Source organism: Colwellia sp. RE-S-Sl-9, assembly GCF_048296855.1.
Lineage (GTDB): Bacteria > Pseudomonadota > Gammaproteobacteria > Enterobacterales > Alteromonadaceae > Pseudocolwellia.
The window spans coordinates 4,374,906-4,389,068 of the sequence record NZ_CP182631.1; the positions used below are offsets into that span (position 1 = coordinate 4,374,906).

At 35.9% G+C, this 14,163-nt stretch carries 10 protein-coding genes; 5 read left to right on the top strand and 5 right to left on the bottom strand.

What is annotated here, in order from left to right; all coding sequences use genetic code 11:
* Positions 1-37: 37 nt before the first annotated feature.
* The 3 genes from ACM9HF_RS19040 to ACM9HF_RS19050 all read left to right on the top strand — a co-directional run bounded on the left by ACM9HF_RS19040 (position 38) and on the right by ACM9HF_RS19050 (position 2,992).
* Entirely contained in the window at positions 38-1,102 is a 1,065-nt protein-coding gene (locus ACM9HF_RS19040; protein ID WP_473613124.1) for a branched-chain amino acid aminotransferase, read from the top strand.
* 41 nt (positions 1,103-1,143) lie between these two features.
* Entirely contained in the window at positions 1,144-1,917 is a 774-nt protein-coding gene (locus ACM9HF_RS19045) for a 3-hydroxyacyl-CoA dehydrogenase (RefSeq protein ID WP_473613125.1), read from the top strand.
* 433 nt (positions 1,918-2,350) lie between these two features.
* On the top strand, positions 2,351-2,992 hold the full coding sequence (locus ACM9HF_RS19050) for a hypothetical protein (RefSeq protein WP_473613126.1): 642 nt from the start codon (positions 2,351-2,353) through the stop codon (positions 2,990-2,992).
* 214 nt (positions 2,993-3,206) lie between these two features.
* On the opposite strand, the gene ACM9HF_RS19055 is transcribed toward ACM9HF_RS19050, so the two are convergent.
* Positions 3,207-4,094 carry a LysR family transcriptional regulator gene (locus ACM9HF_RS19055; RefSeq protein ID WP_473613127.1) on the bottom strand — a complete coding sequence of 296 codons (888 nt, stop codon included), beginning with the start codon at positions 4,092-4,094 and terminating at the stop codon, positions 3,207-3,209.
* Between the two features lie 146 nt (positions 4,095-4,240).
* Here ACM9HF_RS19055 and ACM9HF_RS19060 point away from each other — a divergent pair, with 146 nt between their 5' ends.
* Positions 4,241-5,464, top strand: coding sequence for a multidrug effflux MFS transporter (locus ACM9HF_RS19060; protein ID WP_473613128.1), 1,224 nt, complete (start codon positions 4,241-4,243; stop codon positions 5,462-5,464).
* A gap of 195 nt (positions 5,465-5,659) precedes the next feature.
* Positions 5,660-6,640, top strand: coding sequence for a LamG domain-containing protein (locus ACM9HF_RS19065; protein ID WP_473613129.1), 981 nt, complete (start codon positions 5,660-5,662; stop codon positions 6,638-6,640).
* A gap of 71 nt (positions 6,641-6,711) precedes the next feature.
* Here the strand turns inward: ACM9HF_RS19065 and ACM9HF_RS19070 are convergent, their stop codons facing one another.
* The 4 genes from ACM9HF_RS19070 to dsbB all read right to left on the bottom strand — a co-directional run bounded on the left by ACM9HF_RS19070 (position 6,712) and on the right by dsbB (position 14,070).
* Complete coding sequence (locus ACM9HF_RS19070) at positions 6,712-9,150, bottom strand: hypothetical protein (protein ID WP_473613130.1); 2,439 nt, start codon at positions 9,148-9,150, stop codon at positions 6,712-6,714.
* A 528-nt stretch (positions 9,151-9,678) separates the two neighbouring features.
* On the bottom strand, positions 9,679-10,749 hold the full coding sequence (locus ACM9HF_RS19075) for an alkaline phosphatase D family protein (protein WP_473613131.1): 1,071 nt from the start codon (positions 10,747-10,749) through the stop codon (positions 9,679-9,681).
* Between the two features lie 321 nt (positions 10,750-11,070).
* Positions 11,071-13,347, bottom strand: a complete 2,277-nt coding sequence (locus tag ACM9HF_RS19080) for a TonB-dependent receptor domain-containing protein (protein WP_473613132.1) — start codon at positions 13,345-13,347, stop codon at positions 11,071-11,073.
* Between the two features lie 204 nt (positions 13,348-13,551).
* A complete protein-coding gene (gene dsbB / locus ACM9HF_RS19085; RefSeq protein WP_473613133.1) occupies positions 13,552-14,070 on the bottom strand; it encodes a disulfide bond formation protein DsbB in 519 nt (172 codons plus the stop codon).
* Between the last annotated feature and the right edge of the window lie 93 nt (positions 14,071-14,163).

Below are 14,163 nucleotides of genomic sequence, written 5' to 3' on the forward strand. Positions count from 1 at the left end.
AATCAGACATAAAATAGGAAATATAAAGAGAAGTAAAATGACAATTACAATAAATTCAAAACATCTAAATGAACGTGGTACTTGCCCAGCTGAATATAGTTTTGGTGAAATCTTCTCTGATCATATGTTTATACAGCAATATAGCCCTGAAAAGCATTGGCATAATCAAGAAATTTATCCTTATCAGCCTTTATCGTTAGATCCTTCTGCTGCGGTTTTACATTATAGTCAGGAAATATTTGAAGGCCTAAAGGCGTACCGAAACGTGAACGATAGTATTAATTTATTTCGTCCTCAAGAAAATATAAAGCGCTTTAATCGCTCAGCAAAGCGCATGGTTATGCCAGAGGTTGACGAAGCTTTGCATTTAGAAGCGTTAAAGTCGTTAGTTTACTTAGATCAAGATTGGGTACCTCATCAAAAAGGTTCATCTTTGTACATACGTCCAACGATGATCGCTACAAGTGCTAAATTGGGCCTTGGCGCTAGTATGAACTATAGCCATTATATTATTGCAGGCCCAGCAGGAAACTACTTTAAAGGTGGGTTAGTACCTATTTCAGTTTTTGTTGCTGATGAATATCGTCGGGCCGTAAAAGGCGGTGTTGGCGAAGCTAAAACAGGTGGTAATTATGCTGCGAGCCTTTTTGCTTCAGAAGAAGTGATTAAATTAGGTTACTCGCAAGTGCTTTGGTTAGACGCTGTAGAAGGGAAATACATTGAAGAAGTTGGCGCAATGAACATTTGTTTTGTGTATGAAAATGCACATATTGTAACGCCTGAGCTCAGTGGCAGTATTTTACCGGGAATTACACGAGATTCTATTTTGAAACTAGCTCCAGCATTAGGCTATGAAGTAAGCGAGCAACGTTTAGATATTGACGTGATTTTAGCTGATATAGCCAGCGGGAAAATAACCGAGGTATTCGGTTGTGGTACGGCTGCAGTTATATCCCCCGTAGGAAAGCTGGGCTTTAAAGGAAAAGAATACATTATTAATAATAATGAAACTGGCGATGTCGCTACAAAACTTTATGACAACTTAACCGGTATTCAATACGGTACTTGTGAAGATAAATTTGGTTGGGTTGAATCACTTTAATTGAGGTTAGTAGGGTTAATTAAAGTTAACGAGGAAAAGTAATGAATGTAGAAAATAAAGTCGCTGTAGTGACTGGTGGAGCATCAGGTTTAGGTAGAGCCGTATTAGACGAATTAAATAAAGCGGGCATAAAAGTTGCGGTTCTTGATCTAAATAAAGAGCAGGGCGCACAACTTTGTACGGAATTTGGTAACGATAATGTTATGTTTGTTTGTACTGATGTAACCAAGGAAGCGTCTGTTGAAAGTGCTTTTGAGTCTGTTATTGCTCAGTTTGGTCGTGTAGATATTTGTATTAATTGTGCCGGTATTGCCCCTGCTAAAAAAGTACTCGATCGCGACAAAAAAGCGCAAGCGTTATTTGCTTTTAGTTTAGCCATTAATATTAATTTAATTGGCAGTTTTAATGTAGCTCGAATTGCCGCTGAAAAAATGGCATTAAATGAACCTAATAACGACAACGAGCGTGGTGTTATTATTAATACCGCATCAGTTGCCGCTTATGATGGGCAAATGGGGCAAACCGCTTATGCGGCAAGTAAAGGTGGAATTGTAGCTTTAACTCTACCTATGGCGAGAGATTTAGCATCTTCAGGTATAAGAGTAAATACCATAGCTCCAGGGATTATGGGAACACCTATGTTATTAGCTATGCCTGAAAACGTACAAGAATCATTGGTTAATAATATTCAATTTCCTAAACGTATGGGAGCTCCTAATGAGTTTGCTCGCCTTGCGTTACATATTATTGAAAATTCATACCTTAATGGTGAAACTATTCGCCTAGATGGCGCTATTAGAATGCCAGCAAGGTAAGTTACTTAAGTAAGTTTTTTACGGATATAGCAGAGAAACGTGTGATTTATGTTTTTCTGTTATTTTATTTGTTTAGTCGAAACGGCAGTTATCGCTTTTTATGCGGCAACATCTTTCCTCAAAAATAGCTATTTAACCTGAGTTCGGTTTAATAAGTAGTTAACTCATTGAAAAATAAATATTAAAATCTTGGTTTGCTTCTAGCTTGATATTTTTACTTAATTCAAGGCAAATTTATGCGTCAATAGCTGGTCTATTGCAAGTGAATTTAACGCCGAAGTTAGTAAAAATAGCGGCTAGAAGAATATTTATTAAGCCAAACTCAGGTTATTTAACCTGAACACCCTTAAGTTTATTAGCTTTATTATTTTCTTTATTTTGGTTCGCTTTATGCAGGTAGCATCAGATAAATATCTAATGTAAAGGAACTACCATGTCTGCTGCTATCACGTTAACAACTTCGCAAAATGTATTATCGCAACTTTCAGCATTATCACAAAAATCATCAAGCCAAGGTGTTGAAGAAACGTCGTCGTATACTAGTGCCCTTGAAAATGAATCTTCTACGAGTAACTCGATAGATGAACTTAGGCGTTCCAGTAAAGTTACGAGTATAAATCCTGAAGAAGTTAGGCGTCTTTATAATCAAATTAAAGAGGAGACGAATACTGAATTAGAAACATTTAACACTACTGATAAAGCATTAGAACCATTTGATTATTTGAGTAACAATATTGATGGAATTATGGATTTTCCTATTGAAGTTAAAATTGAACGTGATGAAATTGAAATGGCTATTTTATATAACAGTTTAGGTATCAATTATCTGGATGTTAAGCGCATTGAAGTACGGGTGGAATTATTAGAAATTGCCAAGGAAGAAGTAAGGGAAAACGCCAACAACGGAAATATAACAAAAGATCAAGAGCAATCGTTAAATAAGACTATAAAAGGGCATATGGAGTCGTTACTTGAGCAAAAACAAAATATATTAGAAAGAAAGCACATTACTGAAAACGAAGATTTACTCTTTGAGCAGTTAAAACGTAGTTCTGCTGTTATGGTGAATGAATAGTAATAGGATTGGGGCTGTTGAACTTTTATGTTTAAATTAAATGCTTGTTGATCGCGGCGCAAAAAGCATTTAAACGGATCTGTAGGTCAGCATCTATTCGCCATTTCTACTACGTTATCGCCTATTAGAGTAGAATAACGACGAAGTATATGCTCGACCTTATATAAAAGGCTAATAAACTGCAGCAAAAATAATCAGCAAAGATCAACAGACCTTAGCTATTATTTGATAAATGTTCAACCAAGGTATCAATAAATTTTCTTTTAGCGGTACTTAAATGTTTTCTGCTAGGATAAACAACCGAAATAGGTAGGGGGGACGGCATAAATTTTGTGAGTAATTGAACAAGTTCTCCTTTCTCAATTTGATCTTGCACCATGAAGTTAGGTATATAAGAAATACCTAAGCCTGCTGTAGCAAACCTTTGCAGCATAATGTCGTTATTTGCTTCTAAATTCCCTTTAACTTTGACTAAGAAATTTTTATTTTCGTCTACAAAATTCCACTTAAATGGGGTTTTCATTATGGTATTAATAATACAGTTGTGATGTATTAAATCTTTAGGGTGATTAGGCGTTCCGTGCTTTTTTAGATAATTAGGACTTGCTACTACAATGAGTGGAAAAAGATGGATTTGACGCGATATCATATTCGAATCTTCTAATTTACCTACCCTTAGAGCTAAATCATAGCCTTCTTCTACAAGGTTAACTTCTCGGTTTACGAAATTTAATGATAAGGAAACATTGGGATATTTTTGAGAGTATTCGTTCAGCGCATTTTGCAGTATGTTTTCGCCTAATACTGGAGGTGCGGTAAAGTGAATATGATCTTTGATTATTTTTTCGTCTGTGGTTAAAGAAATCAGCTCACCTACGTTTTGTGTAATAACATCCATTTTTTGCAGGTAGCGCCTTCCATCATTGGTTAAGCTAATTGAACGTGTGGTTCTATGCAATAATCGTATGTTGAGTTGCTTCTCTAATTCGTTGATTTGCCTACTGACGGCTGAAGGGACTAGGTTTAAATGATTGGCTGCTTTACTGAAACTTTTGTGTTTACACACTTCCTGAAAAACTGTTATTGATTTAAATAAGTCCATTGTTGATTTATTCTGAAGAGTGAATTCATTTTTAGATTATTTATCACTTAATGTGATTTGTCTATTATTACCTTTCTTATATTTATACCCGTTTTCTATCTACAGTATCCACTGTGTATTTTTAGATCTTTATTCTCGAGGTTTACTTGCTTAAAAACTTTCAAAAACACACATTACCTTTTAAAGAATTTATTGGTTTAATGGCATTGATGATGTCGCTAGTCGCAATATCTATTGACTCAATTTTACCTGCACTTGAATCTGTAGGTAATGCAATGGGTAATACCAACTCTAACGATAATCAGTTGATGATTGCTTTTCTTTTTATAGGCTTAGCTTTTGGTCAATTTTTATTTGGTCCGTTATCTGATTCAATAGGACGACGTAAGAGTATGTTGATAGGTTATTCTATTTTCTTTCTAGGCAGCTTATTAGCAATTATTTCTAACGATTATCACACTATGTTGTTCAGCCGTTTGTTACAAGGTTTTGGTGTTGCGGCTCCAAGAGTATTATCAACGGCGATAGTAAGAGATTTATATAATGGAAGATTAATGGCTAAGGTTATGTCTTTTATTATGATGATATTTATATTGGTACCTATGCTGGCACCTATTATTGGTCAGGCAATATTAATGGTATTTAATTGGCAAGCCATTTTTATTTTTACAGGGCTTGTTGGCCTTGTGTCTTTGCTTTGGTATTTATTAAGGCAGGGAGAAACCTTAAGCACTGATAATAGAACCGACTTTACTTGGGTAAGAGTAAAACAGTCGGCATATACCGTTTTTACAAATCGTAAGGTTATAGGCTATGTTGTTGCTTCTGGTTTTATGTCAGGGCCTTTTGTGTTTTTTCTGAGTTCTTCACAACAATTATTACAAATTACCTATCAGTTAGAGACCTACTTTTCTTTATATTTTGCGGGTATATCTTTTGTTTTAGGCATTGCTTCGTTTGTAAATGGTAAATATGTTATTAAGCATGGCATGTTAAAAATAGCATCTATGTCATTAATTTTGTTGGTAGTTTCATCTTCTTTATTTTTTGTTACCTCTTTATTTTTTAATGGCTTACCTCCTTTGTGGGTAACAACGGTTTATTTATTAGCATTGTTTTTTTGTTTAGGTTTGGTGTTTGGTAATTTAACCGCATTAGCTATGGAGCCTTTAGGAAGAATGGCTGGAATGGGGGCTGCTATTGTTGGTTCTGTATCTACTCTTATGTCGGTAGTGCTTGCTGTAATTATTGGTCGTTTGTTTGATGGCACTACATACGCTTTAACTCTAAGTTTTTTAGCTTCATCAGTTATTGTTTTATTGTTATTTAAGTGGATTAATACAGCAGAACAGAAACAAATGGAAGGCTGATTTATTATCGTAATTGATAATTTTTTGATATTTTTAATTATTACTTATCTCTGTGAAATTCAATAAAGTTAATCTCAAACTTATTTTTATATTTAAATGTTTATTGTTAAATATAACGTGTTTTTTGTTGAGTGAATAAGGCTTATGATTTACCTTATCTATTATTAAACCTTTTAATTTTATGAGAACTTAATAATGAAAAACATAAATTCAAATCTTACCCCTCTTGCATTTGCGTTACTTATACCACTTGGAATTTCTGCATGTGGTAGTAGCAGCCAACCTGAAACAACAGCGGACTTAAAGCCAGTAGAAGAAACACTACCTGAAAACAAGCTTATTGTTATTGATGTAAATACAGCTAACGCAGAACTCCCAACCTTTACTTCATTTGATAACAACACTCCAGAGAATAAAGAGTGGAAAAAAGTTGAAAATATGTCAGATGAATTTGATACTTGGAATGAGAATAAGTGGACTAAGACTCGTTGGAATTATGGTAATACGCCGGTATTTATGCGTGACGAAAATTCTGGTGTAAGTGATGGCAACCTATGGATTAAAGCGACTTTAGACGAAACCAATAAAGATCAATGGTTTGAAACGTCTCGTGTTCGTTCGTTGGCAAAAATGAAGTTTCCTCTTTATACAGAGGCAAGGATCAAAACAGCTAATATTTCAGCTTATAATACTTTTTGGTTAAACAACGGAGATAGTAATAACCGTGATGAAATAGATATCATCGAAAATAATCCCAAGCCATCTCTTATGGGAGCAAAATACGATAATTATCCTTACGAAATGCACTCTCAGTATTTTGTTGTTAAGAATGGTGTAACAGAGCGTGGTGGTGATGATAATCCATCAGATAATCGCAAATTATCTGATGGTAATACGTTAAAAGGTGTTGCTTGGAATGACGCATACCATGTTTATGGCGCTTGGTGGAAAGACGAGCATACGGTTCAATTTTATTTAAATGGTGAAGCAGTAAACTTTGTTACCTCTACACAAGAATTTACGTTAGAGCAGCACATTATTTTTGACTTGTGGACACAAGACTCTGCATGGGTTGGTGGATTACCTGAAAAAAATGAATTATTAGATGATAAAAACAATACCATGAAGATTGATTGGGTAAGAACATGGGAGCTTGTTGATAAACCTATAAACTAATGTTCATATGGAAAAAAAATAAGCCGAGACATTTTAATGTCTCGGCTTATTTTATATCTTAGATTAAACGTTTATTTAGTACGTGTTAGTGCTTGGCTTGAATTAAATACCTGTAACGCTGTAGTACTAACAAAACCACCTGAATCAGGGAATTGAATGGTAACCGTGTTGTCTTCTTGCAAAGCAGTAAGGGCTACGGGAATTTCAATCACACCAAAGTAATTATCTCGACCAGGATTTACGTCACCTGTTTCTTGATCATAACCTCTAAAATCAACAGGAACAGTAACTTCTGTAGTATTTACCATAACTGTAGGTGTTAGTGACTTACCATGGTCACGTCCAATACCTAAACGTAATATTGCTTCACCATTTGAACCAACAACAACATCATTGATATCAAAGGTAATGGCGGTATTAGCCGTGATAGCTTGTTTAAAATCACTTGAATAATATTTAGTTTCTTCGCTCGTTTGGTCAATGGTAATATCTGTGTTGTAAGTGACTTTAATGATCATGGTACCTTCACCATCAAGTGTTACCGAATCAGGTAAACTACTTGGGTTGCTTTCTTCAAGTGAAGATGTCCAGTTGTCGGTTTTTAAATGTTTAATATTTACAGCGCTGATATTAGCGGTATCGATACCAAAGGCGTTTAAGTTAACGTCAGCTTCATCAAACTCTAAGTTGTTTAAAATTATATAAGCATCATCACCGTCAACATAAGCATCGACTTGAATATCTAAATCAGAAGACCAAGTATCAACTCGAGTACCATTAACTTCTGCCCATAGGTTATAAAATAATTCTATATCAGAATAAACCCATTCAGTTTCAGTAGTAACGCCAGTACGTTCAAACTTTTGTACCATTAAACGAGGACCGTAAGGAATTGAAACACCATTTTGTGTTGTTCTACCCCATTCAGCTTTTACCACAATAAATGGAATAGTTTTCGCTATCACATCAGGGCGTTCTAAAAAGCTCATTAGCATTTTATTGGTGGCACGCATAACTAAGGTGTCTTTTTTCGGCGTCCAACCAAGGCTTCTTTCACAATGACTTGCTGCGCCATATTCTGAAATAACATAAGGTTTCATTTCACCAATGGCAATATGGCTATAGTTTTCCATCATATCCATAGTCGCTTCCATATTACTGCCAGAGCGATATTTTTCGGTATTGCCCAGACAAGGGAAGTCATATAAATGGATTGAATAAAAGTCCATTTCAGCGCCAGAGGTGTCGATGAATAATTTATCTCGGTCTTCCCAACGTTGGAAGTTGTCTTTATCAAAATCAGGGAAAGCGACTGTGTAACCACCTACTTGAATGTCATCATTTTCAGCAACTTTACGAACTTCAGCTTTGATGGTGTTATGAAATTTAAATGCTTCTAATGGTGTTACATAATTAGCATCACTTGGGTTGCGAACGGTTGTTAAGTCATAAAGTGGCTCATTCATAACCTCAAAATATTTAGGTTTGGTTTCCCAAGCATCAGTATCATTATTTTTGAAAAATTTTGATAAATATTGAGATATAAAGTGGCCTGTTGCTGTACCTAATGGCTCTGCTTCAGTATTTGTTTGAGAAAACGACCATGTGTTACCACTTAATGCATTAATTATAGTGCCTTCTGGCCAGTAAGGGTGTTGTTGAGCACCTTGGATCATATCAAGCGCACGTGCTTTAATTTGTGGAAGTCGTGCATCAGCATGTTTTTTAGCTGTAGAGTTGGCATAAGTCCAACGAAAGTTTCCGCCGGCTGTCGTTGCGCTTGCCTCATCAACAAATCCTGTTTTTGCAGGGTCTTCTTCAACATTACGTAATGCCCAGCTGATAGAGCCTGTTACACGCCCAAAATAAACATCATTATTGGTAACAAAGTTAACCATTAAATCGGGGTCTTCATTAGGTGCATTTCTTGTTTGTCCATCGTTTTCTCCCCAATCGTTTTCTGAGGGGGATGAATGTATGGTTATAAATTTTTGACGGTCAAAAGTTTCGATTCCACCCACGCTGTGCTTAGTGTCAAAATTAATATCAACTTGAATACCTGATGGAGGGATAACAACTACGGCTTCTGCAGTGGTTATAGAGAAAGTGTCAGACACGCCGCCAATCGTTAATACGGCATCTACTGTGGTAGCAGAGGTTGCTGAACTTAATGCCTTAACTTTTACTTTTTGGTTGTTACTAACTGTACCAGCAGCAGATGTATATGCTCCACCATTAATAGAATATTCACCGCCAGTAATAGAAATGGCAGTGTTGCTGTTAATACCAGAAACAGTTATTTCGTTTGAAATAACTTCAATGCTGTTTGCAAGGTTGGTTTGGTCGACAAAGCTATAATTGTTTGGCGTTGTATCTACTGCCGGAGGTGTTTCAACAGGTGGCTTTGTAGTTGTATCACCACTACCACCACCACAACTGGCTAGAGCCATTGTAAATAAAGCTGCTTGGGTACAATGTACCAGATGTTTTTTCTTTATGTTTAAAATCATAGTATCTTCTTACAGTTAGTTGTTCTTATTTTTAATACGTTATGTGGCGTAATTATTTTTAATTTAATTAATTTGAATATTGTTAACTATTTATTGTTTACGTTGTTTGCCTGCTTTAGATTAGCATAATTGTGTATTAAAGGTAGGTTAGAAGGGCAGAGAGAGCTGTAAATATTTATAATGTTTTGTTTTTCAATATAATTAAATGTTGACTACTTGGTATGCTTCTATAGTTTTGTTAGGTGTCGGTTAAATTAATATATTTTTCATACTAAGAAACCAATAGAAACAAGGATTTATCTTTGTTAAATAAAGGTGCTAAGTTGATTTAATTATGTGTAATGCTTGTTGTTCGCAAAAACATTTTTATTGATTAATGGCTGGATATTCGCTGTAAAAATACGTTTTTTTATTTCCGATAAAAACCAAGTGCATGCATCCATGCAGGCAACGAGGTTAGGTGATTAAATAGCAATATTAGGCATAATTGCTTATCCAGAATTCGGGTTAACCTACTAAAGGCTATGTTTAATAAGGTGATATTTCAGAGAGCTTTAAAGCCTGCTGGGTAAAAATATCTCCTTTAACATCTTTTAAACTGAGCGTGATAGTAGGATCTGTTTGTTGCCAATTAATGAGTAATTCGCCGTAATTGACTTTATGAGTGGAGTTTCCTACGCGATGTTTATTAGGGGCTACTTCTTTCCATTCTTCAGTTAAGCCTGAGCTTGTTACTTCCCATAGAGGATAATCAAGTTCATTTGTTACTTTTGAAACTTCTCCCCAATGTGTATCGCCACTGATAATAATAACGCCATTAATTTTGTGCTTTTTAATTAACGACATTAATCGATTACGATCATGAGGAAAGTTTGCCCACGATTCCCAACCAGTAAATTCAGGTAATAGCTGTAAGCTTGAAGCGATAACTTTAATTTTTGCAGGTTTTTGTAACTCTGCTTCTAACCATTGCCACTGTGTTTCTCCTAGCATTGAAGCCGTTGGATTTTCAGAAGGGGAATAAGGACCCATATTTTTAGGTTTGCGCTCAGTAAAGTATTTTTCTTTACCTACTGAATTCAGTTTATCTCTATTCCAGCGTAGGTCGGGCATGATGACTTGAACTTTTTGATCATTTTCACCATACATATACGAGGTATAAATACCGTCTTTACGTGTGTAACGGTCTGAATTTTTTGGTTCGTTCCAAAAGTCTAACATGAGTTTTCTTGAGGCTTCTTTTTGTGGATATTCCGCGCCAGCGTCGTTCTCACCATAATCATGATCGTCCCAAATAGCGATAGCGGGTGTGTTTTTTAATAGTGTCTTTATGCCGGCGTTATTACCTAATAAAGTATATTTATTGGCGAGATGTGACATATTTTCAGTGTCGCCATAAACGTTATCCCCTAAAAAAATAAATAGATCGGCTTGTTCTTTGTTGATGGCATTTAAAATAGGCATAGCCTTATCTTGATGGCTACATGAACCAAATAGAATTTTTTGTGTTGCTAGCGGTTGAGGAGGGGATGATTCTGCAAAGGCTTGTGAAGTTATTATTACAGCAGTGAATATGGAGGAATATATAAATTTGAACATGTGCTACTCGTGGATTTAATAGTAAATAACCTGAGTTCGGCTTAATAAATGTTCTTCTAGCAGCTATTTTTACTAACTTCTGCGTTAAATTCACTTGCAATAGGCCAGCTATTGACGCGTAAATTTGCCTTGAATTAAGTAAAACTATCAAGCTAGAAGCTAACCGAGTTTTTAGTTATTACTTTTCAAGGAGTTAACAATATCTTAAACCGAACTCAGGTTAAATAGGTTATTAGAAACAAAAATGTTACTAGGCAACGTCTTGCCTAGTAACATTTAAAGTCGTATTACTGTTGAATTAATCGTGTTGAACCTTATCGATTAAAAGCTAGTAGTAAACGTAATAGTTGCAGTACGTGGTGCACCTATAAAGAAGGTTGTACCATTGCCAGTACCTGTAGAAAGGTAATCTTCATCTGTTACGTTACTAACTACAAAAGCAATATCGATTGTTTTAAATGGGCTGTTTTGTATTTTTGCGCTGTAGCCTGCATTTAAATCGAATATAGTGTACGAGTCAGCTGCACCGCGGTCGCCAGTATATTTTACGGACGCACCCGCGTATAAATCGCCTTGTGTGTAGTCTGCAGCAACTACAAACATATCGTCTACAGAATCAACAACTTTTTGACCCGATTCAAACCCAACAGCATTACCTACATAAGTAGAATCGTTATTGGTGTAAGAAGAATACACAGATAAGTTATCGTTAATTCGATAGTTTAGACTTAATTCAAAACCGTTAGACTCAATACCACCTACGTTTAAGTATGAACCGTTTGTACCTATGGTGTAGTCAATACCACCCGTATCGCTACCCGGTGCAATAAAGGTAATTCTGTTTTCAAAGTCAATTTGGTAATACGTTGCTGAAAACTGAATGTCTTGTGTGTTGTAGCGTAAACCTAATTCCATATTTTCAGCAGTTTCAGGCTCAATTTGAGTAAGAGAAGATGCATCTCTTTCTAACACACCGTCTTTAATTGCTGAGAAGTTTTCGCTAAAACCAGCAAATAATTCAATCTCGTCATTAACTTGGTAAATACCACCAATGCTGAATAAAACATCTGAATCACTGTCTACTTTACCGGTAACTTGATTGGCAAATTTATCAAACTTCTCTACGTCAACCATGTACTTTTGAGCGCCAATGTTTAAAGTAAAATCATCAAACGATATAGTATCTTCAACATATAGTTTTAATGTGTCAGTAGTAAATTCGTTATCGTATTGGATCCAGTAAGGTGAACTATCAAAATGATGGTAAACGCGAGCGTCTATAACTTTATGCCAATCACGAGATTCGTCACGATCGCTCGTTTCCATCCATAAACCCATTGAAATATCATTATTAGCGATTGTTAGGTCGAAGTTGGCCGTTAAACCTGTACGGTTCTTTTCATAATGAGTGTGACGGTAAGACATAACCGGTACTGCATTTCGATCGTAACATGCTTCGTGTAAACCTGTGCCAGAATCCCAAGGCCATGAGTAGTTTTCAGTACAATCTGCTGCTGGTGTTAATGGGTTGCCTGCTTGATCAGTAAAACCGTATGAACCAGCGTTAGTACCTCCTTGATTGGTTGGATTGCCATTAGCGTCAACAGGTGAAGCTAAATAAGGTGGGATCCAATCGCCACGACCTTTATTTTTATGAAAATAAGGGGTTATTTGAAACGCCATTGTTGAATCAATATCATATTCAAATCTAAGGTAACCTAAAGTGTTTTCACGTAAAGTTGACCAGCCTTCAGCAAACATTTGGTCAAAGTGAGGAATACCTGTCCAGTTCCATGTTAGTTGGTCCCAATCAGGGGTAGCATCAAATTGTTCACGGGTTACTGAGTTGTAGTTGTCTTCGTCTGCATCGTCGTAAGATAAGCGACCTGTAATGTTTAGTTGCCCTAAATCGGTTACAAACTTAACTTCAGCATGCTGTCTTTCTGCACCACCGTTAGAGCCTTCGCCAACCCAGCGACTTGTTGATGTTTGTGAGTAACTTGCGTAAGCCGTAGTGTTACCAAAAATTTCACCTGTATCGTGTCTTACAAAGTAGCGAGATGCATTATGATCGCCTTGTGTGTAAGCTATTTTAGTTTCTTGAGACATTAATGGCTGTGAACTTACAAAGTTGAATGTTCCACCTAATGCTTCTAACGAAGCTGAAGAAATGTCTGAAGTCCCTTGAGAAACTTCTACGGTTTCCATGTTTTCAGTATCTAAATAACGGTTTGCTTTTGCACCACCACCGTAATTTGAACCACCATTTGGGATGCCGTCTATCGTCATACCTAGTTGTTGTTGGTTACCGTCAATACTAAAACCACGCATAGTAATTGAAGTAGACCAATCGTCACCACCAAAAGCATCACCTTCATTGATACTAATGCCTGGTAATTTGTTCATTACACCAATAACACTGGTAATGTTTGGCACTTGTTTGGTCATTGAACTATCAATTACATGATTAGCACGGGTTAATTTTTTTACCACAACAGACACTTCTTCCATTGATGAGTCGGTTTCGGCGGCTGCATTTACAGATAACGTAGATAAAACTGCAAGTGCGATAGCACTTTTTATTGGTTTAAGATTCATGACTTGCCCTTAGATAAAAAATTATAGTTTTTAATGCGGGCATTATGATGAGGATTTATGACAGTTCTGGTGAGAAAGTATGACTGTTTGGTTATAGTAAAGTTTCAGAATTATGAAAGATATATGGCTGTAGTACTTTGAGATGTAAATAAAAAAATGAGCCATAGAGGCTCATTTTTATTGGCTGTAATTTTTATTTAAAAACTAAATTGTTTTATTCGTAAATATTCTTATGAGTAAGGTTGTGGCTAAAATCGCGCTATATATGCCGAAAACAATGATCATCATTTGTGGCATAGTAAAGTTTAAAAACTGCCAATTAATGTCACCACAATCGCCATTAGCTTCAAACAACAAAGGTAGCCATTCGTGTAATGGAGCCCATTGTGGAAAATTAGGGACAATTTCACAAACATACATAAATGAAAATTCTGAGGTTTGTATATCAACATGTTCAATGGCAATCAGTAATCCCCAAACTGAACTGGTTCCCCAAAGTATGTAAGATAATAATCGGAGAATGGTTGATTTATTACCTAACATTCCAACGATACCAGCGGCAAATATTCCCCAAAGTGCTGTTCTTTGATAGATACACATAATACAAGGAGCTAAGCCGAGTACGTATTGAAAATACAATGCTGCAATCTCTAGTCCTAATGCACTTATTGTTAATAACAACCAAGCACGAGAATTGGTGACTAAATTACTTATAAATTCCACAGTAAAACCTTATAAATAGTGATAATGCTACATTATCTTAACTAAATAAAAAGCGCCATAATTGGCGCTTTGAAATGTGTAACATAATTTTAT